The following is a 21,446-nucleotide window of genomic DNA, read 5'->3' on the forward strand; positions in this document are numbered from 1 at the left end:
GTCAGTTCTTTCCGTGTCGCCATGCTCAGCCGTCCCATAGTTGCCCCTGCTCATACCCCTCGGTAGGGAGCAACTTATGTGAGGCAACGGCTGAAAATTCGGGAACATTTTCGACGAGGCAATGCGGGGAGCATTCCACGGCGAGGCAATACGCTCTCTCACGTTGATCGCCGCGCCGCACCTTTCGAGGCAGGCCGTGGTGTTCTGACCTCACTTAGAGAATCACTGGTGGTGGATCGTTGCTGTTTCCTAGTGTCCGATCGGTTTCGCGTCCTTTCCGACAACACACTCAAACGCTGCCCTGCGCCGGGCTATGGCAAGGAAGAAGCACCGCGCACGGCTTTCGAGCAACGGCATCAACTCTGTTAAATGAATGCGGAAAATGGCATTCGGACGCCATAGCGCGCGGCCACATTGCGAATCACGTCCGTCGTGCTTATGCCCGGGAGGAGCGCGTCAGGATGATGCAATGGTGGGACCTTTGCCTTCGATTTGCTTTGCCCGCTTTGCGGATCCTCTTCACATTGGCCGCCGCAAGATCTTCCTGTCCAAGAGCGATAAAATCGCAATCCTCCTCGATCGCGAGGTGCCAGTAATCGTTGATGAAGAGCTGACAGCCGTGACGTTCGCGTCGGCTTCGAGGTATGGACTCCTGGCTTGCGGAGGTTTCGTCCCGGTCTTGATGAGAAGTTGCACCAGCTCATGCCGATGACTGGAGAGGAGGGGACGGCCATGGCGCGCGGCTCCAGCAGACAGGCGCCATAGGCCTCGCATGCTACAAGCATGGGATCAGCCTCCCGTCATAGGTGAGAGAATGCGATCGCCTTCAGTCAGCTGGCAACGGTCATTTAAAACTCAAATTCTATTCCTCGCGGAACGCGCGACTGATCTGGTCGGCGAGCGGTTTTACAAGATAAGAAAGTACCGTGCGCTCTCCGGTCTGGATCATTGCTTCGGCCGGCATGCCGGCCACGAGAGTCAAGTCCTTTAGCTTCGTCAGTTCCGCATGCGGGACCGAAAGGCGTACCAGGTAATAGGAAACGCCTGTCTTTTCGTCGGTTGCCAAATCGGCGGCGATTAGGCTCACATATCCGGTCAATACCGGCGTGGTCCGCAGGTTGAAGGCGGACATCCGCAGCATAGCCTTGTGACCCAGCTGGATCTGGTCGATGTCCTTCGGTTGAATTCGCACTTCCAGCGCGAGCTCGTCGCCTTCGGGCACAATTAGCATGATTGGATCTGCTGGTGTGACCACGCCGCCTACTGTATGAACTGCAAGTTGATGAACGATGCCTGACTGTGGCGCGACAATATCGCTTCGTCTGAGCTCGTCCTCGGCTGCTGCCTTGCGCTCAAGGTTTTCGGCTACTTGCGCTTGAACCTCCGCTAGCTCCCGGCCGGCTTCCGACTTGAGATCATGCTCGATTTGCGCGATCTGTAGGCGCGTTTCGGCTATCTGGCCTGTCGTTCTTGCCTGAGACGCGATCTTCTCACTGCGCTCGCCGCCAAACATGGCAAGCTGTGTCTTCAGGCTGTTCAAGCGTTGGTCCGACACGATACGTTGTTCCCGCAGTCCACTCAAAGCAGCGATTTCCTTTCCCAGAATGTCGATGCTTTCGTCATAAGCAATTTCTTGTGCCTTTAGTCCTTCGACCTCATGCTCATATTGAGCAATGCGCTCCGCCAGTTGAGCTTTGTTCCCTTCACGGGAATGTCTGCGGGACTCGAACAACCGTTTCTCGCTGTGCATTGCCAATGCCACCTCCGCAACGCCCCTGCGGGCCAGCAGCCCCTCTGGGAAGACAATCTCCGTCAGATCATCGCGCTCAGCTTCGAGTCGGGCTAGCCGGGCCGCCAGCTCATCAAGACGCTTGGTGACAATGGCGAGATTGGCGCGTGTGTGAGTGGGGTTTAGTTGAACGAGAACTTCTCCCGCATTTACCTTGTCGCCCTCTTGCACGAAGATTTTTTCCACGACCCCTCCTGTCGGGTGCTGCACCTTCTTCACATAGGAATTGGCGACAAAATTGCCGGACGCGACAACCGCACCAGACAAATGTGTGACGGCCGCCCAGGTTCCGGCCCCTCCGACTAGACCCGCGCTCGCCAGAACGCCTGCCAACAGGTGGTGCCGAATGGACCGGGAAACCTTATCGGTTACATCGATGCCGGACATCGGGCCCTCCCTCGCGGCGCACCTAAACGCTTCGCTCTGTCCCGCGTAAATCCATGCAGGCTGCTTGGCATGAGTATTGCGGACCCGGCAAAGGCCACATTTCCGAAAGCCGTCGCAGGTTATATAGTTGTCCTAGCATGGTGTCGTCGTCGGCCGCTTCAACACCGCGGCAAGCACTTGGTCGCGTGGACCGAAGGCTCTCTGTTTGCCCCCTTCCATCATTAAAACGTGATCCACGGCTCCAATGGCGCTCCGTCGATGGGCGACGACTACGACAATCCCTCTACGTTGGCGCACGCCGGCGATCGCCTTTACGACGGCGGCTTCGCCTTCGGCATCAAGATTTGCGTTGGGTTCATCAAGGACAACAAGGAAAGGATCGCGGTACAGAGCGCGGGCAAGCCCGATGCGTTGACGTTGCCCAGCGGAAAGTGATGCGCCGGCCACACCGATCATCGTTTCATAACCCTGTTCCAATCCCAGGATCAACTCATGGCTGCCCGCAGCCTTTGCGGCTGCTATCACTGCGACGGGGTCGGGATCATCCTCAAAACGAGCGATGTTTTCAGCAACGGTTCCGTCGAACAGTTCGACTCCTTGTGGGAGGTAGCCGACATGATGGCCCAAGTCGTCCCGGTTCCATTGATCGTAGCTTGCGCCGTCGATGCGAACCTTTCCGGCAGCGGCATTCCATGCGCCGACAATGACGCGCGAGAGTGTCGACTTGCCCGAACCGGATGGACCAATTATTCCGAGTGCGCTTCCCGCCTGAAGTGTAAATTCGACGCCGGTCACGCTGGGCTTCATTTTACCTGGCGCGACGATTGTCACACTTTCAAGGCGCAACTCGCGTTCGGGTGCGGGTAGCGGCAGTACAGGAGCGGGTTGCGGATTCTTCTTCAGAAGGTCCCTCAGCCGCGCCCAACTCTGAAGCGCCATCAGGAATGATTTCCAGCTTGAGATTGCCAGATCAACCGGCGCGAGCGCGCGTCCGACCATGATCGAACTTGCGATCATAACCCCAGCCTTAGCTTCCTGCATGATAACAAGGTATGCGCCGACAGCAAGAATGGCTGATTGCAGCATCACCCGCAGTGACTTCGAAACGCCGCCTAGCCCACTGGCCACGTCACCGGCTTTCCGGTTAGCAGCTAGGTACCCATCGTTAGCCTTGCGCCATCGGATAGCGATCGGTTTTCCCAAACCGAGAGCTTGTACAGCCTCGGCATTGCGGCGCGCTGCTTCCAGCAGAGCGTTGCGAACCATATTGTGGCCCATGGCATCGCGGATCGGCCGATGCGACATGATGTGGGTAAGAAGCGTCAGAGAAATGAGCAGGACTGCCCCGACAAGCGCGGTCATGCCGAGCCAGAAATGGAACAAAAAACAAATGGCAAAATACAGTGGCATCCATGGCAAATCCAAGAACGCCATGGGACCATTTCCAGCGAGGAACCCGCGAACGCTGTCGAGATCACGAAGCGGCTGCAATCCGTCGCCCGGCATGGGCGTCAAAAGCGGAAGGCGAACGATGGCATCGTGAACGCGTCCGGAAAACTGGCCATCGAAATGCTCGCCGATCCGCAGCAACACGCGAGCACGCAAGATGTCGAGCAGCGCTTGGAACGCATAAAGCCACACAGCGACCACGGCGAGACCAATCAGGGTCGGGACGCTGCCGCTCGTTAGAACGCGGTCGTAGACCTGTAGCATGAACAACGGTGAGGTCAGCGCAAGCATATTGACCACGCCGCTCACAAAGAAAATTCCACAAATCGTAGGGACCGAAACGAAAGGCCTCAAAGAGAATTGCCTCTTTTTCGAAAAGGCCTGCGCCGATAAGCACAAGGACGTGGCAACCCAGCATAGGTCAAGCAAGGCAGCGGCACAGAGGGCGCCGCTCGTGGTCAGCCATCAACCTCATCGACGACCCCGCCAATTTGTAGGAGATGGCGCCGTTGCTGCCGTACGGAGTGTCGACCGCCCTTGCCGCTCGATTATCATTAAAGCGTGAGAATGGTCGAATTCTAAGGGGTGGAAATCGCTGTAGAGTATTCTCTTCGCTGAAGACGTTGTCATTGCCCAGGCCGCCGAAGGCTCGGTCGTTGCCCTCTCTATCCTAGATGAAGTCGTTGCCGCCACCGCCGTCGAGCCAACCATTGCCGGTGAGATCATTGTAAGATCGTCGCCGCCACCGCCCGTGGCGTTGTTGTCGCTCGGACCACCCTGATGAGCATGCCGATACTCCTTGTGCTGACGCTATCAGCCTTAGATGGGCTACCGAGCCATCGCAAGTTGATTGTTTTTATGGCAATCATCCACAACATGGATGTCAGAGCCCCGCTCGACGCCTACCATGGTTTGCTCTTCGATCCCCGAGCAGGGACCATCCAGCCCTTGGCGTATTGCCCGGCGGCCGAGGCGAGGGGGGCCAGCGTGCATGCCCGCGCCCGTCACCTCCATCGACTGAAGGGCAAACAGCTGGATCGTCGAGGCCAACGGCCGCACGTTGGCGGCGAGACGTTGCCTCGCGCGACAAACGCATACCAGACGGGCATTGAGGCCCCGTTCGCCGCGAAACACTCCGGTTAGTTGTTGCCAGTTCCCGACGCTTCCCATGCCGAAGGCAGCACGCCACAAAATCTTGCCTCGCGGGGAGGGCTGTTGGGATACGGCATTGATCATGTCCTCTTCCGTATCGACAAGGCCGGAAGGTTGATTCTTGGCGGCATTGGCAACACGGAGGGACCGGGCGGGGCAATCCATCGGTCATGGCCACGCGCAGGCTTCGCGTGCAATTCCCCTCCGTAGCAGACCTGAGGTTCGATTTTAAACGGCGCGGCAGGAACCGAGGACCATAGCCGAAAATCGTCGCCTTCGGGCCTGATGCCTACGCCTGCTTCGGTTATTCAGGACGCAGCGTCGGCCCGAGGACCGTCTTCGGAATGCAGGCAGTGATCGCGCTTCTCGAGGGAAATCCCGACGCCCAATGCGGCCCATCGAGCGCCATTTGGGACCGTTTCAGCGCGGCCAAGGCGATCTACTATGAATTTAGGGCGACGGTGAATCATATCGTTTGACAAGAGCTTGCCACCCTGATGCTCGAGAGAACGGGGCGGCCGCGCCGATATTCAGGCGTACCGAAGCGGTCCGGATACCCAAGCCACGGAGCGTCGTACGCCAGTTCGATCGCACGCGTACGGCCCGTGCGGATCGTTTCCGACGCCAAGATGAAACCTTCTGGTCAGGAGCCCGTGTTCGTGCGTACGCAATGACACAGGGCTGCGCAGCAGCGGGATTACAATGAGGTGCACCGTCGCCTGCGAAGCAACTGTGCTTACCGTTTAGCGCGATTGCGCAGGTGTCCAGCATGATAGCACCTTGCCGGGCGCAACGTGAGTGGCATGGCGGCATCGTTCAGGCTCTGAAACTCGGAGCCGTTGTGGGGTCTGCGCTGTTCATCAGATGGCGGCGCATGTAGGCTTGGGGACTGCTACCCATCTCGCCGCGGAATGCATAGACGAAGGCGGATGCCGAACCGTAACCGAGTTCCATGGCGACCTGTGTTACGCCCAGACCACCGCCTAGAAACTCTATTGAACGGAAGATCCTAAGGCGTCGTCGCCATGAGCGTAAGCTCATGCCCAACTCAGTGTTGAAGCGGCGTGCCAATGTGCGAGGGGATATGTTCAGCGCCAGCCCCCATTGTTGCGGGCTTCGGTTGTCCGTGGGGTCCATATAGAGTGCCTCGCACAGCGCCGTCAGCTGCGCATTTCGTGGCCATGGCAAAGCCGACGGCAGCAGCTGGACCCGCACAAGCTGATCAAGGATGAGGGCGGTTACGCGGCCCGAGTAGTCATCCCCTTCCGGCTTGCCCTCGAGTTCCGTGGCTTCGACAATCAGGGCCCGCAGCAAAGGTGACATCATGAAGATAGTCGGCACTTTCGGGAGGTTTGCGCCAGCTTCATCGGCAATCCAGAGGCTTCGAAACACGGCGCCGAGAAGCGACCCGACCCGATGCTCGACGCCGGTTGGCAACCACACCGCCTGATCCGGTGTGATCACAAAGGATTCCGCTTCCGTATAGACAGTCAACACTCCAGAGATCGCATAGACCAACTGGTGCCAGGCGTGTGAGTGGTCTGGAAAGTAGTGACGCGCAGGAATGGTTTGCGCCCGCACCGTAATCGGCTGGGGAGGACGAAGCCCGGGTGGTGCTGTGATCGCATGCCAAGTCATCCCCATTCTCCATTTTGGCAGTTGATCTACATCATTTGTCCTTTCATTGAAATACAGCCACATGAAAAAGCGCTAAGAGGCCGTCAAATCAAGTGTCACACATTCGAATGGTCGTCCGAGGTAGCGACGCATATCGGCGAATTCGCGCAGCCTCGGCCGCAGTTCAACGCCGGCGGTCGGCAGGATCGACCGCACTGTCCCCGGCTTGGCGGTATGGCGGCTGTCTGTTCTGGCAGTCGTATCTTCTAATAAAGCACCCGATAGATGGTTCGGCGGCGCAAATCCAGACTGCGGATAACAAGATATGCGGTTCAAGGGCCTTGATCTAAATCTCCTGGTCGCGCTCGACGCCCTATTAGCCGAGCGTGGCCTCACCGCCGCAGCACGCAGCGTCAAGCTCAGTCAGCCAGCTATGAGCGCGGCCCTCGCCCGGCTGCGCGACTATTTCCAGGATGAGCTGTTTACCATGGCTGGCCGCGAATTTATCCCTACGCCGCGTGCGGAAGGCCTCGCGCCCGCGATACGCGAGGCTCTGCTGCACATTCAACACTCCATAATTTCCTGGCAGCCGTTTGACCCAGCCCAATCAGATCGCCGCTTCAAGATCATCCTTTCCGATTACGTCACGCTCGTCTTTTTTGAAAGGGTCATAGAGCGTGTGGTCCGAGAAGCTCCTGCCGTCAGCTTCGAATTTCGGCCTCCCGCCGACGACAGCGAGGACCTTCTGCGCTGCGGCGAGGTCGATCTTGTAATTCTCCCGGAAATGTTCACATCGAATGCCCATCCTCGAGCAAGATTGTTCGAGGACGTACACGCGTGTGTGGGCTGTCGCTCGAACAAACAGCTGTCAGAGCCACTCACCTTCGACAGATACATGTCGATGGGCCACGTTGTGGTCAAGTTCGGGAACACCCAGAGGCCGGGCATTGAGGAATGGTATTTGCGCGAGCACGGTCACAAGAGACGTATCGACCTTGTCGTACAAGGCTTCAGCATGATCCCGCACATGGTGTTGGACACCCAGCGCATAGCAACCATGCCCTTAAGGCTGGCGCGGCATTTCGCGAAATCAATACCCCTCCAAATCGTCGAGCTTCCGCTACGACTACTCCTTCCTTTCACCGAGGCCGTTCAATGGCCTGCCCTTCACAATAGTGATCCGGCAAGCCTCTGGATGCGCGAAATGGTATTTGAGGAGGCGTCCCGGATGGCCTCGCCGCTTGCAACGGCCGAGCCGCTCTTCGACCGGACCAGCACGAACATAGTCCGCCCCACTTCCAATCGGCGAATTTCATCAGGGCCAGAACTGTAGAACGGGCGGCATGGCACCTTGCCGGCGAAGCGTGTCAATGCTGCTTGTAGGCTTGTCCGTTGGCTGCCGCCTCGAGCATGAAGATACATCTAGTCTAGGTCACCCCGCAAAAGCTCAAACGCTGCGGCGAGTTCGCGGGCCGTCGGCTCTCTTGCGGCGCTGATATACAAAATAGCGATCGTTATTCGCATCGGTTCACCCGCTTCCGCCCCGTCGGGTGCCCATCTTTGCCTGACACGACGGCATCACCCAAGCAGGCGACATGACTGCCCGTGAGGCTCTGTACGAGATCGCGGCCGTGGCCTCGACGGGTGCTTGGCAGCGTTGCGAGTAGGCGCTGATCTTTCGCACGGCAAAGGCCGAGATTCCAGGCAGGCTCCGTGCGCACCGACAAGCGAAAGGCGAACGGGCGCGGCCTGCTGCGCTGCACACAACCTTATCCCGCTCGCCCCGAGCTGCACGAAAAGGCTATCGATCATGCAACGCGATACCCCAGCTATCCAGACGGGCTCCGACGTGCACCTGAACGGCCCGTGCGCTTAAGCGGAGTAGTCATGCGGGATGCCTCCTCGAACATTATCGTCCGCAACCAAATGCTTGCCGGATCACTATTGTGAAGGGCGGGCCATTGGACTGCCTCGGTGAACCTGGAGATGGGCAGCGAAAGGTCGAAAATCCGCAGGGGTATTGTTTTGGCGAAATAGTCAACCAGCCGCAACGGCATCAATGCTATTCGATCGGTGCCGGATAGCATTTGCGGGATCATGTTGAAGGCCTGCACGACGACCTCGACGCGTCTCTTGAGACCTTGCTCGCCCAAAAACCATTCATCGATGGTGGGGACCTGCGTAAGTCCAAACCTAACCGCAACGTGACCCATCTCCATATATCTCTCGAATGTAAGCTGCCGGGATAGCTCTTTATTCTTGCGACAACCAACGCACACCAGTTGCTCGTCGAATAGTGCGGCTTTCGGATGCGCACTCGACATGAATACTTCCGGGATAATTAGAAAGTCGATGTCACCGCGCCGAAGAAGCTCAGGGGCATTGTCCGCAAGGGCGAGCAGTTCGAAGCTGACGGCGGGAGCTTCACGTGCGACGCGCTCCACGATCTTTTGAAAAAATATTAGTGTCATGAAATCGGAAAGAACGATCCTGAAACGGCGATCCGCTTGAGCGGGGTTGAACTCGTCCCAATGAATAATGGAGAGCTGGACCTGCAGGAGAACCTCGCGGACTGGGACCGTAAGCCCTTCCGCGCGAGGTGTCAGGACAAGTTCGCGGCCCCTCATTATAAATAGGTCATCACCGAAATAGGCGCGTAACCGAGCGATGGCTGCGCTCATGGCCGGCTGACTGAGATTGATGCTGCGTGCCGCCGCTGTGAGGTTCCGTGCTGTCAGCAGAGCATTGAGTGCGACGAGGAGATTCAGATCGAGGCCTTTGAAACGCATGTGCCCATTATATCCAAAGAATGAATGCATGTCATCCAAACAATCGATTTTACCAATCGCTCCAAATGCTACATTTGAAACGAACGGCGGGCCAAGGAAGGGCGGCAAGTTTTGAGAAAGTTCATCAGCGCTGGAGCCCCGTGTTACACGGGTTCTGCCGGCCCAATCTCTAGCATCCCGATCACTGACGACAGAGTCTGACGTGCACCAACCACGTGGCTTCGACCGCGTGATGCGTGCGTACGGAAACACCAGAAAGGAGGTCTTTGCATGCGCTCTCGGGTGCGGTGGAAGCTGTGCTGGGAAAACGAGTTGCAGCTGTCTGACCATATCGAACTCACTGAGTTCTTTCAAAGGACTTACGGACCGACTGGAACCTTTAATGCCAAGCCATTCGAAGGCAGTCGAAGTTGGGCCGGAGCTAGACCTGAGCTCCGTGCGATCGCCTATGACTCGAATGGTGTTGCGGCACATATAGGCTTGCTGCGCCGCTTCATCAAAGTCGATGCAACCGATCTGCTGGTGGCTGAACTCGGATTGTACGGGATACGTCCAGATCTTGAGGGGCTCGGAATCAGTCATTCATTCCGCGTCGTGCTTCCAGTGCTGCAGGAACTCAGCGTTCCATTTGGCTTCGGCACGGTTCGGCCAGCGTTGCACAAACACATCGCAAGATTCGGGCGACACGGTCATGCGATCGTTAAGTCGGGCATTCGCGTGCGCTCCACCCTTCCAATCGCACTTCTCGACAAGCCGCCCACGCGCATGGAGGACCCACTTGTCGTCGTCTTGCCAGTTGGACGCCCAATCTCCGATTGGCCCGCCGGCACCATGATTGATCGGAACGGACCAGAGCTTTGAACCACCTCGACTGCTTATCCGAAGTGCACAGCGAGTGCGCCGACGGTGCGGGCCAACCCAGCGTTTATTTGACGTTTGACGACGGCCCTCATCCGTTTTGGACACGGGAGGTGCTTGATGTGCTGGCGGAACACCGCGTGCCGGCGACTTTCTTCGTCATTGGCGCCTATGCGGCAGACCAGCCGGAACTAATCCAACGAATGATCACGGAAGGGCATGGGGTCGCTAACCATACGATGACTCATCCTGATCTGTCCAAATGTGAACCCGGCGAAGTGCAACGTGAGATCCTTGAAGCGAACAGAGCCATCAAAGTGGCTTGTCCTCAGGCCTCGGTGCGATACATGCGCGCTCCCTACGGTATCTGGACCGAGGAAGTGATCGCTTCCTCGGCGAGCGCAGGGTTGGCGGCCGTCCACTGGTCGGTAGACCCGCGAGACTGGTCTCGTCCCGGCGTCGATGCGATCGTCGATGCGGTGCTGGCCTCCGTGCGGCCTGGCGCAATCGTGCTCTTGCACGACGGACGCCCTCCCGGCGAGATGAACCCGGACAGTGACGCCAGCTTGCGCAGCCAAACTATCATGGCGCTGTCCCGCCTAATTCCAGCATTGCGCGACCGCGGATTGGCAATGCGCTCGCTTCCCCAACAGCACTGAACAAATCAAAGATCTCATGGACCTTCTTGACGCAACCAGCACTGTCGCCATCTCGTGTTATGCGCTGCTCTCGGCCGCCTATAAGAGCATGCAGGCCGCTTATGCCTGGCCGGCAAGCGTTTCATCGGTATCGGACGACCTAGTCAGCTTCGACCTTTGGCCGAGCGTGGATGTCATCGTTCCCTGCTACAACGAGGACCCGCGTACACTCTTCGCGTGCCTCACTTCGATTGCAAACCAGGAATACGCCGGAAGACTGCGGGTCTATGTGGTTGATGACGGTTCTGGAAATCGGGACGCGGTGATGCCTGTACACCAGAGCTTCGCGCGCGACCCAAAGTTCAACTTCATTCTGCTCCCCAAAAATGCCGGAAAGCGCAAGGCGCAGATCGCCGCGATACGCCGCTCATCAGGAGATTTGGTGCTCAATGTCGACTCGGACACGATGCTGGCGTCCGATGTCGTCACAAAGCTTGCGCTGAAGATGCGAGATCCAGCGGTCGGCGCGGCCATGGGCCAATTAACAGCCAGCAACCGGAGCGACACCTGGCTGACCCGGTTGATCGACATGGAATACTGGCTGGCCTGCAACGAGGAGCGCGCGGCGCAGGCTCGCTTCGGCGCTGTAATGTGCTGCTGCGGCCCGTGTGCCATATACCGTCGGTCCGCACTCCTTTTGCTGCTGGATCAATATGAGACGCAAACATTTCGGGGCAAGCCAAGCGACTTCGGCGAGGATCGCCATCTTACGATACTCATGCTGAAAGCTGGCCTTCGAACCGAATACGTCCCCGACGCCATCGCGGCAACAGTCGTTCCGGACAGCCTGGGGTCGTATCTACGCCAACAACTGCGATGGGCACGCAGCACTTTCCGGGATACCTGGCTTGCACTGAATCTTCTGCCGGGCCTCGACCGCTTTCTAACATTGGACGTGGTTGGACAGAATATCGGGCCGCTACTTCTCGCCATCTCAGTACTAACAGGCCTCGCGCAGTTCGCATTAGTGGGAACGGTACCATGGTGGACAGTTCTTATGGTCGTATCCATGACCGTCGTTCGCTGCAGCATGGTGGCGCTTCGTGCTCGACAACTTCGATTTCTAGGCTTTGCTCTTCAAACACTCATCAACATCTTTCTCTTACTTCCCCTGAAAGCCTATGCGCTGTGTACGTTGAGCAATAGCGATTGGCTGTCGCGCAGCTTCGCCGCCGCCGTGCCAGATAAGGATGGAAAACAGACCCCCGTCCAAAACCCGACCACTGGACCAAGCGCTGCAAAATTGTCGGGAGACGCAGCGCAGCATCGTTTGCGCCATCTTGCACCGGATTGCTCGGCGTTGGTGCTTCCGACGGGTGATAGTTGCGTTATCGAGGAAGACGAATTGTGAAGCACGACGATAATCATCGATTGTTGGATCGGGAACTGGCCGCAGACGATCCGTGGTTGCTCGACGCCAATCCGTTCGAGCGGGAGCGTCACACCCAAATGCTTCGGCTGTCGCTTTCCCACGGTTCCATCACAAATGCGCTCGAAGTTGGGTGTGCGGCAGGCGCATTCACGGAAAGACTAGCGCCCCATTGCCAACGGCTAACAGTGATCGATGTCGTGCCGCGCGCGATTGCTCGAACGCGCCACCGGATGAAGGAGCCACCACACATCACGTGGGTAGTCGCTGATGTTCAAAAGTTCACGGCTGATGAACCGTTCGATCTGATCGTCGTGTCGGAGGTTCTCTACTACCTCAACAGCATAGCCGATATGCGCGCTGCCATCCGCAACCTTGCGCGCATGCTTGCGCCAGGGGGACACCTGGTATTCGGATCGGCACGTGATGCGACTTGCCTGCGCTGGGGCCACGCCGCTGGTGCCGAGACTGTCATGGCGATGCTGAACGAGACGTTGATCGCGGTCGATCATCTGCAGTGCCATGGTGAGACCCCTAACCAAGACTGCTTGCTCGCCCGTTTTCGGAGTCCGGTTCGGCCTCCAGATGAATCGAATTGCCTGCGTTAGACAAGGAGGCATTATGCGCATTTGTGGTATCAAGCTGACGCATGACGGGGCAGTCGCCCTTGTCGAGGACGGACGGCTCGTCTTTTGCATTGAACAGGAGAAGCGGGACAACAACCGACGATATCAGGCCATCGACAATCTGGACGCAGTTGTCGCCGCTTTGGCGCAGCACGGTCTGGATGCGCTGGACGTTGATCAGTTCGTCATCGACGGCTGGGACGGGGATGTTGAGTCGCAGTTCCAGGTCTTTAGCGGAGCGGCTCCGATCACTCTCAAAGGGGCCCCTTACGTCGAACGCCATGCCGAGGGCCTCTTCACTTCGCACAACGGCTCCGGCCTAATGATCGATGGCCAGCTTTTCTCTTATAGAAGCTACCCGCATGTTACCGGCCATGTGACCTCTGCATACTGCACCAGCCCTTTCGCCAAAACCGGACAACCTGCGTTCTGCTTGGTCTGGGACGGCTGCATCTTTCCACGCCTCTATTATGTGGAGCGCCGCGGAGCCCGGTTCCTGGAATGCCTGTTCCCAGTGATTGGTCATGTTTACGCTGCTGCGGGCCATCATTTCGGGCCCTATAAGCGGGCGGGTCGCGGCGACTGGGACCTAGGTGTTGCCGGCAAGCTGATGGCTTACATCGCGCTCGGATCGGTCGATGAAGACATCGTGGCGGTGTTTCAGGAACTTTACAAGGAGCGCTTTGCGGGCGACACAGAGCTTGCCAGGCGTTACCGCGCGGATATCAACAGCGCGGAGCCCTTGCTTGCGGCCGTGCATGACTTCTTCGAAGCCAGTGCGCTACGATTGAGGGATCAGGCACCCGAAGATGTGCTTGCATCCTTTCACCTTTTTCTCGAGCGTCTCCTTGTCAGCGAAATGGCGATCGCTGTGCAGCGCCACGGGCATTTTTCGGGGCCGCGGAATCTGTGCATCGTCGGCGGCTGCGGTCTCAACATCAAATGGAACAGTGCGTTACGTGAGACAGGCCTCTTCGACGATGTCTGGGTGCCCCCGTTTCCGAATGACAGCGGCTCCGCAATCGGTGCGGCTTGCAGCGCAATGGTTGCGCAAGATGGCTTCCTCCCTCTGGAATGGTCGGTCTACAGCGGCCCGGCCCTGCCAGGTTGCCAACCACCTTCCGGATGGGACTCTGCACCGTGCAGTATGAGAGAACTCGCTTCCATCCTCGCCAGCAACAAGCCCGTTATTTTCATTAGCGGACGTGCCGAGCTTGGGCCACGGGCACTGGGTGGCAGAAGCATTCTCGCGGCCGCGACTTCGCCAGAAATGAAGGATTATCTCAACGACGTCAAACTTCGCGAACACTTCCGCCCAGTGGCGCCGATCTGCCTTGAAGACCGTGCGCCGGAAATATTCAGCCCTGGAACGCCGGATCCTTATATGTTGTTCGATCACCAGACGCGGGCGGAATGGCGGGACAAAGTCCCCGCGGTTGTGCATCTCGACGGTTCAGCGCGATTGCAGACGATTTCCAGAACCTCTCAGCACAAGGTCGCCCAGCTACTCGTCGAATATGAAATGCTCACCGGCATTCCGCTGCTTTGCAATACGAGTGCCAACCACCATGGGCGTGGATTCTTCCCGGATGTTGCATCAGCCTGCCACTGGGGACGTATTGAACACATATGGTCCGACGGCGTGCTGTTGACCAAAACTCCCGCAACTGAACTATCGCCGGTCGACGGCGTCCTTACGCTGAGTTGAGTGCGCGTTCATGGTAGCAATTGACTTTGCCGACGTAACGAAATCATACGGCAACAGGATCGTTGTCGACGGGATGTCGTTCACCGTTGCGCCCGGAGAGTGCTTGGGCCTGCTGGGACCGAACGGTGCGGGCAAAAGCACCATTGCGCGCCTGCTCCTCGGCATGGCAACGCCTGATGCAGGTAAGATTACGGTGTTCGGCGTGCCGGTGCCGGCACGCGCCCGTTTGGCACGTGGACGCATCGGCGTGGTCTCGCAGTTCGACAACCTTGATCATAGGTTCACGGTACGTGAGAACCTGCTGGTGTTCGGGCGATATTTCAGCATGAGCACGCGCGAGGTTGAAGCGGTCATCCCGTCGCTGCTGGAGTTCGCCCGCCTCGAGAACAAGGCGGACGCGCGCGTGGGCGAACTGTCCGGCGGCATGAAGCGGCGCCTGACGCTGGCCCGTGCGCTGATCAACGACCCGCAGCTGCTGGTCATGGACGAGCCGACCACTGGCCTCGATCCACAGGCGCGCCACCTGATCTGGGAACGCCTGCGTTCGCTGTTGGCGCGCGGCAAAACGATACTTTTAACCACTCACTTCATGGAAGAGGCCGAGCGGTTATGCGACCGCCTGTGTATACTCGAGCAAGGGCGCAAGATCGCCGAAGGGCGGCCACACGCGTTGATCGATGAGCAGATCGGCTGCCAGGTGGTCGAGGTCTATGGCGGCAATTCGCATGAGTTGCGAGCGCTGATCAAGCCCTACGCGCAGCGCATCGAGGTGAGCGGCGAAACCCTCTTTTGCTATGCGGCCGATCCCGAGCATGTTCTCGTGCAGCTGCGTGGGGTTGCTGGTCTGCGCCTTTTGCAACGCCCCCCGAACCTCGAGGATGTTTTCTTGCGACTGACCGGGCGCGAGATGAGGGACTGAACAATGAACGAAGGTTATGTGGCGGCCATGCCCGCCAACGCATGGAATTGGGTCGCAGTTTGGCGGCGCAACTATTTGGCTTGGAAGAAAATTGCGCTTGCGGCGGTCCTCGGGAACCTTGCCGAGCCGATGATCTCGTTGTTCGCTCTCGGCTTTGGTCTCGGAATAATGATAGGTCGCGTTGAAGGCACTTCGTACGTGGCTTTTCTGGCGGCTGGGATGGCCGCAGTAAGCGCGATGACCTCGGCGACCTACGAAACGATTTACTCGACTTTCTCTCGCATGGGAGGAGAGCGCACCTGGGAAGCGATGCTGTGCACTCAACTCACGCTTGGCGATATCGTAGTCGGTGAATTGGCATGGGCCGCGACCAAGTCCCTTCTGGCCGGTACGGCAATTACGCTGGTCGCTGCCGCGCTCGGCTATGCAGCTTGGCCTTCAATTCTCTACTCGCTGCCAATCATCGCCCTTACTGGCCTCGCCTTCGCAAGTCTAGCAATGGTCGTCACCGCGCTTGCGCCCAATTATGACTGTCTCGTGTTTTACCAAACGCTTGTTCTCACGCCTATGTTGTTCCTGTCCGGCGCCGTCTTTCCGGTCGGCCAAATGCCAGGCTTTCTTCAACAGGTAGCATCCTTCTTGCCTCTGGCTCACTCGGTCGACCTGATCCGTCCAATCATGCTTGGCCACCCAGCCGAAAGCGTCGGCCTGCATGTTGCGACACTTTGCGTATACGCGGTTCTGCCGTTCTTTTTATCGGCGGCGCTGTTTCGTCGGCGCCTGATGCGCTGACGCCGCCAGATACACTCCGAGAAGGAGGTGCACCATGCAGTATCGTGAACTAGGCGGCGACGGCCTGAAGATGAGTGCGCTCGGCTTAAGCACGCTGAGTTGGGGAGAGCAGAACACGGGAGCCGAGGCGCACGCCCAAATGGACGCAGCCTTAGATGCCGGCATAAATTTGGTCGACACAGCCGAGATGTACCCTGTGCCATCCCGTGCAGAGACACATGGGTTTTCAGAGCGCTATATCGGCAGTTGGTTGCGCAGCACCCGCGGCAGACAAGACGTTGTGTTTGCCACCAAGGTTGTCAGCCCTGCGCGACGAGGCAAGGCAAATTTGCGCTACATGCGCGACGGTCGCGTCAGCTTTACACGCGCGATTCTGTTCGAAGGTGTGGACTCTAGCCTACAAAGGCTTCAGACGGACTATGCTGACTTATTGCGACGGCACCACTGGCCTGATCGCAGCACCACCGTTCTCCAGTCAATCTTCGGGAACATGGCATCGATCCGGTGCACGGCGCGCTGTCACTCGTCACCAACCGACCGTTCGTTGCGAGCACGCTCGCAGGCGCACCTTCCGTGCCGCGGCTGAAGCACAGCATCGCCAGTATGGAGTCAGCCTGGCACGCGAGGTGCTGGACGGCATTCAGTCTATCGATCAGCGCTGGAGGATCACCGGGCCAAAATCTTGGGTATCGGTCTTTCGGCCAAGATTACCTCGCGGTCCCACGGGGCCGTACTTTAATGCCGCCGCAAAACTGCAACCCGGCTTGAGGCCCGGCAATTATTAGGGTCTGCGCACGCCGAACGGTTTTGTGCCATGAACGCCAATCCTGCCGCCTCTAAACATCCTCATTTGGAGAAGATGACAGTCAGGATTCTCGTCCTAAGCGACACGCGAAACTGCCGCGACTAAGTTAGTTGGGAACAAATGCAATGACTGATAGCCACATGCCGCCACCTACGCCGTTTGTGATCCTGGCAATGCCAAGGACTGGCACACACTACCTGGAAGAATTGCTGAACGAGCATCCGAATGTGTCGAGCAACGGTGAGCTGCTCAATCCGTACGACACGAATTGGCCTGATGAGAGTCGTCTGCTTCGCAGCGATCGAGAGCTGCTCGGGCTTGCCTACTTGCGCCATCCGTCGCGGACCGACAAGAAGGTGACGCACGTCGGCTGCAAGATCAATGAACCTCAGTTTCATGATCGTCCGGGCTTTTTTGCCGAGCTGACCCGTTGGCCAGGCCTCAAAGTCATCCTCCTGGTTCGTGAAAATACCTTGGAATCGCTACGGTCGCTGGTACAGGCGAGGCAAACGCGCCAATGGTTGAAGTTCAGTTCGGACAATGACGCTCCGCCGCCGCAAGTTAGACTGTCAATCGCCGACTGCGAGGCGTACTTCAAGACTGCCGACGATTTCCATGCTCAGGTTGCCCACTCCTTCACAAAAAACAACATGCTCGAGATCGAGTACGGGAGCCTTCTGCGCGAACCTGCTACATGTTTGGCAGCGATCTGGGATTTCCTGGGCGTTCCAGCGCTTCGACTTTCTGGTACGGCCGTCCTTCAGCGCCAGGAAACGCGACCGCTAGAGCAAACGATCGAGAATTTTCAGGAGTTGCGCCGCCACTTCGCGCACGGACCTTACACGAGATTCTTTGAGGTCGGCGAGGGAGAAAGGGCAGTGGGCAATCAGCTGGCAACCGAGGTTATCGAAAACGACTAGGCTTCGTGGACAAAGGTTGACGTGGGACTCGCGGATTGATTCAAGGCTTCTTTTTGGAGGAAGCCTTGGGCGAACGCATTGGTCTGATGGACGAGGAATGGACGCTGATTGGGCCACTGTTGCCGCCTGAGTGCGGGCGCGGGTGCGAGGTCGCGTCTTGTCGCGCAACAGTCCTTCGAAACCTTGCGCGGCGAAGCGCTCCTGCCAGCGCCAAACGCAGGTCTTGGACTTGCCGGTATGCCGCATGATTTCGACAGTGCCGACGCCGTCGGCGCTAGCAGGATGATCTCGGCCCGCCAGACGTGATTCTGCGGCGCATTGCGATCCCTGATCAGTGCAGCCAGGCGCTGGGGATCGATCGAAGAAACGGTGAGCGAGATTCCTGTGCGCATCCGGCAGACTTGCACACGCGCCGCCAAAGCGGAATTCCGAACCGGAATCTTCTGTTAGGTGGAAACCCCTAGATCACCGTCAACATTAACGTGCGCTGAGCCCTGACAGTGACGCTGTCACCGAGAGGTCTCAGCGCCCTACGTTTGGGCAATGGTGAAGGAGCCGTCCCACTGAAAGCTGCGGTGCTCGGACAACACATCGTGCAAGCGGCCTCAAACCTGTCTGTGAGTGCTCGCGCGAACGCATCCAGAAATCGGATTGCGCCGTCAGGATAAGGAAAGGTTGGGCCCGTATTGTCACTGACAATCGATGTTGCGGCCTAAGCTTGGCAGGAGCGATCGAGCCATTGCCGCGGTGGGCTTTCGACATTGCCGGCATCCCCGGGGATGCTGGTGAGAAAATCTGCTGAAAGCACGAGCCTCTCTGGAGACATGCCATGAACATCCATCGTTTCTCGCGCGAGGTTAAGTCACGGCTTTTTTGCTATCGGCTCAGGAGAATGGATGAACAAAGATCTCAAGCACGAAGCTCGTTTGACAGAGCATCGGGATACAATCGACAATATAGATGCCGCTATCATCCACATGCTTGCCGAGCGATTTCGCTGCACGGACGAGGTCGGGTTCCTCAAAGCCCAATCTGGATATCCGCCCCAAGACCGCGCCCGCGAGGCCGCGCAGGTCGAGCGCTTGCGCGGTCTCGCTCTGAGGGCGGGGCTCGACCCAGACTTGGCCGAAGCATATCTCAGGTTTGTCGTTGCCCACTCAGTCAATCGAAATGAAGCGATAGCAAATTTGGTCAACCGCTCGTGGTGAAGCGGTGAAGTGTTGAACCGGCCGGTTTGATGCTTGTTGCATGAAAGCGGCGCCTAGGAGACGGCATCACCGCCGGCCTCCCCCAAGCATCTATGACATTGAAGTTTAGGCGCCATCACATTGTCCTAAACGGGATAATCCATTGGCACGTTACGCGCAGCGCATCGTGCATGGGCTCAGGAGAGATAGATGATCACGCGGAGCGCGCTCATAGATGCTCCAGGTGCTTGATCTCACAAGGGGTCAGCAATTCGAACCAGCTCGACAGAATCGGAATCGCATATGGCGCTGAGCTTGAGGCGCGAATTTCACCCATCCTGCGACGCCAATTGCATGATGACGAAGTATGACGCATAAGCCCGCTTCGAAGCGCGCACGCGCTTGCGCATCAAGCGATCGGGCTGGCCAACGCAATAGAGCACGATCAGTCCCGTCCAGCATTTTTGTCGGAAAGGGTACACTCGCGATCAGCTGCGCGCAGCTGGCCTTGGAGGCGGGCCACGACATTCGCGCGGTGCTGTGTGGCGACGCGATATTCGCCAACTGGGCGGCTCGCGCCAACATCCCATGCATGGCAAGCGTTGAAGAGCTATCGAGCTTCCTGAAGACCGAGCCGGCGGAATGGCTTTTTTCCGTTGTCAATCCGTTCATCTTGCCGGCCGATGTGCTTGGACAGGTCAGTCGAGGTGCTTTCAACTACCACGACGGCCCTTTGCCGCGATATGCCGGAACTCACGCGACGTCTTGGGCGCTGTTGGCGCAAGAGACCGAGCATGCCATCACGTGGCATCGTATCGATGACGGGGTGGATACGGGCGACGTGGCGGTTCAGCGCCAAGTGCTGGTGACGCCCGCCGACACGGCACTGAGCCTTAACCTGAAATGTTACGAAGCCGCTGTCGAGGGCTTCCGCGAGCTTTTGGCTGGCGTGGCGAGGGGCAAGCTCAGTACTCGTCGCCAAGCACTGGAAGACAGAAGCTACTTTGCCAGACGTCGGCGCCCAGATGCGGCAGGTATTTTGCGTTGGGATCGATCCGCGCAAGATTTGTCGGCGGTGGCCCGGGCCTTGGATTTTGGGCCGTATCACCCCAATCCATTGTGTTTGTGCAAGGCCCTTGTAGGCGAAGAGGTTGTCGCCGTCAGGCGCTTGGAAGTGCTGTCTCGCCGCTCGGGCTTTGCGGCAGGTCACCTGCTTGAAATCCATCCGAGCCATTGGCGTGTGGCGACGGCTACGCAGGATGTCGACGTCTGGTTTGGCAGCTTGGACGGTCAGGCCCTGGGGGCGCAAGCACTCGCCAGCCGCAACGACCTGGCTGAAGGCGGTGCCCTTGCGGTCTTGAGCGACGATCAGGTGCGGCGCCTAACCGCCATCCATGAGGAGATAGCGCCTTCAGAGGATTTTTGGCGGCAGCGGCTTGAGCAGTTTAAAATGGTGGAGCCTCCTTTCGTGGCCTCCGCCGCAGCCGAAGCGCCGGCGCACCGATGGCAGTCGAGTTCATGGCTGAATTCAGCGGCGTTGGCCGAGCTGTCCGCCAATGATCGGGTGGAATACTTGATAACGGCTTGGCTGATCTATCTGGCCCGCATCACAGGCCAGGCGGAGCTTCAGCTGGGATGGACGCCGGCCCCGAAAGCATCCCGAGGCGGCGTGCAATTAGTGGAGGCCGTTATCGCTTCTGCCGTGCCGATGGAAGCCACCATCGACCTTGCCAACGGCTTCCAAGAAATCCACAAAGCGGTGGCGGCCGAATGTGCTCAACTGAGGCAGCGCGACAGCTTTGCGCGCGATCTTATCGGGCGCTGCCCGTCATTAAGACAGATAGAGGCGCTACGATCGCAGCGGCCCTGGCCGGTAGGTGTGGCAATTGCGGCAGAAAGCAATTCTGGTCGCTCAGGCTCGAATTCGCCAGGTGAGTTGCTGACATTAGAGGTGTGCGCTGTGGATGGGCGCTTTCGGTGGCACTTTGATGCCAGTCGATTGGCGCCGGACCAGGTCGAGCGCATGACGCAGCATTTGCAAGCTTTGTTGTGCGGTGTGCTGGCCGATGCCGGGCAGCCGGTCGGCCGCATCGAGCTTTTGTCGGCCGCCGAGCGCGGCTATCTGCTGGAGGAGCTGAACCGGACGGAAGTGGACTATCCTTCGCAGCTGTGCATCCACGAGCTGTTCGAGGCGCGGGTGCGTGAGGCGCCCGACAGGGTGGCTGTGGTGCACGAGGCCGAGGAACTGAGCTATGGCGAGCTCAACGCGCGCGCCAACCGCCTGGCGCATCATCTGGTCGGCCTTGGCGTGAAGCCGGACCAGCCGGTGGCGATCTGCCTGGAGCGCAGCCCGATGATGGTGGTCGGGGTCCTGGCGATCC

Annotated in this window: 19 protein-coding genes and 1 pseudogene; 13 read left to right on the plus strand and 7 right to left on the minus strand. The window is 58.4% G+C overall.

From position 1 onward, the window contains the following. Positions 1-436: 436 nt before the first annotated feature. The 4 genes from PU724_RS32425 to PU724_RS32440 all read right to left on the minus strand — a co-directional run bounded on the left by PU724_RS32425 (position 437) and on the right by PU724_RS32440 (position 4,861). The gene (locus PU724_RS32425; protein ID WP_426213785.1) at positions 437-646 is read right to left on the minus strand and encodes a thiamine phosphate synthase; all 210 of its coding nucleotides are present in this window, start codon (positions 644-646) and stop codon (positions 437-439) included. 216 nt (positions 647-862) lie between these two features. After that, on the minus strand, positions 863-2,176 hold the full coding sequence (locus PU724_RS32430) for an HlyD family type I secretion periplasmic adaptor subunit (RefSeq protein WP_354425761.1): 1,314 nt from the start codon (positions 2,174-2,176) through the stop codon (positions 863-865). 132 nt (positions 2,177-2,308) lie between these two features. Continuing rightward, on the minus strand, positions 2,309-3,979 hold the full coding sequence (locus tag PU724_RS32435; protein WP_354425759.1) for a type I secretion system permease/ATPase: 1,671 nt from the start codon (positions 3,977-3,979) through the stop codon (positions 2,309-2,311). A 474-nt stretch (positions 3,980-4,453) separates the two neighbouring features. Further along, a complete protein-coding gene (locus tag PU724_RS32440) occupies positions 4,454-4,861 on the minus strand; it encodes a hypothetical protein (protein WP_354425757.1) in 408 nt (135 codons plus the stop codon). A gap of 260 nt (positions 4,862-5,121) precedes the next feature. On the opposite strand from PU724_RS32440, the gene PU724_RS32445 reads away from it, so the two are divergent. Then, positions 5,122-5,256 (plus strand): hypothetical protein, encoded by a 135-nt coding sequence (locus tag PU724_RS32445; protein WP_354425755.1) that lies wholly within the window; start codon positions 5,122-5,124, stop codon positions 5,254-5,256. A gap of 337 nt (positions 5,257-5,593) precedes the next feature. On the opposite strand, the gene PU724_RS32450 is transcribed toward PU724_RS32445, so the two are convergent. Next, complete coding sequence (locus PU724_RS32450) at positions 5,594-6,478, minus strand: AraC family transcriptional regulator (protein WP_354425753.1); 885 nt, start codon at positions 6,476-6,478, stop codon at positions 5,594-5,596. Positions 6,479-6,719: 241 nt separating this feature from the next. Between PU724_RS32450 and PU724_RS32455 the strand changes: the two genes are divergently transcribed. Next, complete coding sequence (locus PU724_RS32455; RefSeq protein WP_354425751.1) at positions 6,720-7,727, plus strand: LysR family transcriptional regulator; 1,008 nt, start codon at positions 6,720-6,722, stop codon at positions 7,725-7,727. Between the two features lie 496 nt (positions 7,728-8,223). On the opposite strand, the gene PU724_RS32460 is transcribed toward PU724_RS32455, so the two are convergent. Further along, positions 8,224-9,183: a LysR family transcriptional regulator gene (locus PU724_RS32460; protein WP_354425749.1), complete on the minus strand. Its 960-nt coding sequence runs from the start codon at positions 9,181-9,183 to the stop codon at positions 8,224-8,226. A gap of 270 nt (positions 9,184-9,453) precedes the next feature. Here PU724_RS32460 and PU724_RS32465 point away from each other — a divergent pair, with 270 nt between their 5' ends. The 9 genes from PU724_RS32465 (at position 9,454) to PU724_RS32505 (ending at position 17,878) form a co-directional block, all read left to right on the plus strand. After that, the gene (locus tag PU724_RS32465; protein ID WP_354425747.1) at positions 9,454-10,044 is read left to right on the plus strand and encodes a NodA family N-acyltransferase; all 591 of its coding nucleotides are present in this window, start codon (positions 9,454-9,456) and stop codon (positions 10,042-10,044) included. Next, a complete protein-coding gene (nodB, locus tag PU724_RS32470) occupies positions 10,041-10,700 on the plus strand; it encodes a chitooligosaccharide deacetylase NodB (protein ID WP_354425745.1) in 660 nt (219 codons plus the stop codon). Before PU724_RS32465 ends, nodB begins: the two co-directional genes overlap by 4 nt. Before the next feature lie 16 nt (positions 10,701-10,716). Continuing rightward, the gene (gene nodC, locus PU724_RS32475; RefSeq protein ID WP_354425743.1) at positions 10,717-12,090 is read left to right on the plus strand and encodes a chitooligosaccharide synthase NodC; all 1,374 of its coding nucleotides are present in this window, start codon (positions 10,717-10,719) and stop codon (positions 12,088-12,090) included. Next, on the plus strand, positions 12,087-12,716 hold the full coding sequence (gene nodS, locus PU724_RS32480; RefSeq protein WP_354425741.1) for a nodulation methyltransferase NodS: 630 nt from the start codon (positions 12,087-12,089) through the stop codon (positions 12,714-12,716). The genes nodC and nodS overlap by 4 nt, the downstream gene beginning before the upstream one ends. 13 nt (positions 12,717-12,729) lie before the next feature. Then, positions 12,730-14,442 (plus strand): nodulation protein NodU, encoded by a 1,713-nt coding sequence (gene nodU, locus PU724_RS32485; protein WP_354425739.1) that lies wholly within the window; start codon positions 12,730-12,732, stop codon positions 14,440-14,442. A 10-nt stretch (positions 14,443-14,452) separates the two neighbouring features. Then, complete coding sequence (gene nodI, locus PU724_RS32490) at positions 14,453-15,361, plus strand: nodulation factor ABC transporter ATP-binding protein NodI (protein ID WP_354425737.1); 909 nt, start codon at positions 14,453-14,455, stop codon at positions 15,359-15,361. Positions 15,362-15,364: 3 nt separating this feature from the next. Beyond that, on the plus strand, positions 15,365-16,153 hold the full coding sequence (locus PU724_RS32495) for an ABC transporter permease (protein WP_354425735.1): 789 nt from the start codon (positions 15,365-15,367) through the stop codon (positions 16,151-16,153). 34 nt (positions 16,154-16,187) lie between these two features. Beyond that, entirely contained in the window at positions 16,188-16,739 is a 552-nt protein-coding gene (locus tag PU724_RS32500; protein ID WP_354425733.1) for an aldo/keto reductase, read from the plus strand. Between the two features lie 344 nt (positions 16,740-17,083). Beyond that, on the plus strand, positions 17,084-17,878 hold the full coding sequence (locus tag PU724_RS32505) for a sulfotransferase (protein ID WP_354425731.1): 795 nt from the start codon (positions 17,084-17,086) through the stop codon (positions 17,876-17,878). 147 nt (positions 17,879-18,025) lie between these two features. On the opposite strand, the pseudogene PU724_RS32510 reads toward PU724_RS32505, so the two are convergent. Then, positions 18,026-18,270: pseudogene (locus PU724_RS32510) on the minus strand (helix-turn-helix domain-containing protein); the annotation flags it as partial. Between the two features lie 504 nt (positions 18,271-18,774). On the opposite strand from PU724_RS32510, the gene PU724_RS32515 reads away from it, so the two are divergent. Together PU724_RS32515 and PU724_RS32520 are read left to right on the plus strand one after the other, a co-directional pair. Continuing rightward, positions 18,775-19,086 (plus strand): chorismate mutase, encoded by a 312-nt coding sequence (locus tag PU724_RS32515; RefSeq protein ID WP_354425729.1) that lies wholly within the window; start codon positions 18,775-18,777, stop codon positions 19,084-19,086. Between the two features lie 487 nt (positions 19,087-19,573). Then, the coding region (locus PU724_RS32520; RefSeq protein ID WP_426213784.1) for an AMP-binding protein at positions 19,574-21,446 on the plus strand (1,873 nt) is incomplete at its 3' end.

Origin of the sequence: Mesorhizobium abyssinicae (assembly GCF_049887195.1) — a bacterium.
GTDB classification, from domain to species: domain Bacteria; phylum Pseudomonadota; class Alphaproteobacteria; order Rhizobiales; family Rhizobiaceae; genus Mesorhizobium; species Mesorhizobium abyssinicae.

Bases quoted from the DNA above. Each gene is read 5' to 3' on its own strand.
- PU724_RS32430 (WP_354425761.1), bottom strand. From the start codon at position 2,176: ATGTCCGGCATCGATGTAACCGATAAGGTTTCCCGGTCCATTCGGCAC.
- PU724_RS32440 (WP_354425757.1), bottom strand. From the start codon at position 4,861: ATGATCAATGCCGTATCCCAACAGCCCTCCCCGCGAGGCAAGATTTTG.
- PU724_RS32445 (WP_354425755.1), top strand. From the start codon at position 5,122: ATGCAGGCAGTGATCGCGCTTCTCGAGGGAAATCCCGACGCCCAATGC.
- PU724_RS32450 (WP_354425753.1), bottom strand. From the start codon at position 6,478: ATGTGGCTGTATTTCAATGAAAGGACAAATGATGTAGATCAACTGCCA.
- PU724_RS32455 (WP_354425751.1), top strand. From the start codon at position 6,720: ATGCGGTTCAAGGGCCTTGATCTAAATCTCCTGGTCGCGCTCGACGCC.
- PU724_RS32460 (WP_354425749.1), bottom strand. From the start codon at position 9,183: ATGCGTTTCAAAGGCCTCGATCTGAATCTCCTCGTCGCACTCAATGCT.
- PU724_RS32465 (WP_354425747.1), top strand. From the start codon at position 9,454: ATGCGCTCTCGGGTGCGGTGGAAGCTGTGCTGGGAAAACGAGTTGCAG.
- nodC (WP_354425743.1), top strand. From the start codon at position 10,717: ATGGACCTTCTTGACGCAACCAGCACTGTCGCCATCTCGTGTTATGCG.
- nodU (WP_354425739.1), top strand. From the start codon at position 12,730: ATGCGCATTTGTGGTATCAAGCTGACGCATGACGGGGCAGTCGCCCTT.
- nodI (WP_354425737.1), top strand. From the start codon at position 14,453: ATGGTAGCAATTGACTTTGCCGACGTAACGAAATCATACGGCAACAGG.
- PU724_RS32495 (WP_354425735.1), top strand. From the start codon at position 15,365: ATGAACGAAGGTTATGTGGCGGCCATGCCCGCCAACGCATGGAATTGG.
- PU724_RS32500 (WP_354425733.1), top strand. From the start codon at position 16,188: ATGCAGTATCGTGAACTAGGCGGCGACGGCCTGAAGATGAGTGCGCTC.
- PU724_RS32505 (WP_354425731.1), top strand. From the start codon at position 17,084: ATGACTGATAGCCACATGCCGCCACCTACGCCGTTTGTGATCCTGGCA.
- PU724_RS32515 (WP_354425729.1), top strand. From the start codon at position 18,775: ATGAACAAAGATCTCAAGCACGAAGCTCGTTTGACAGAGCATCGGGAT.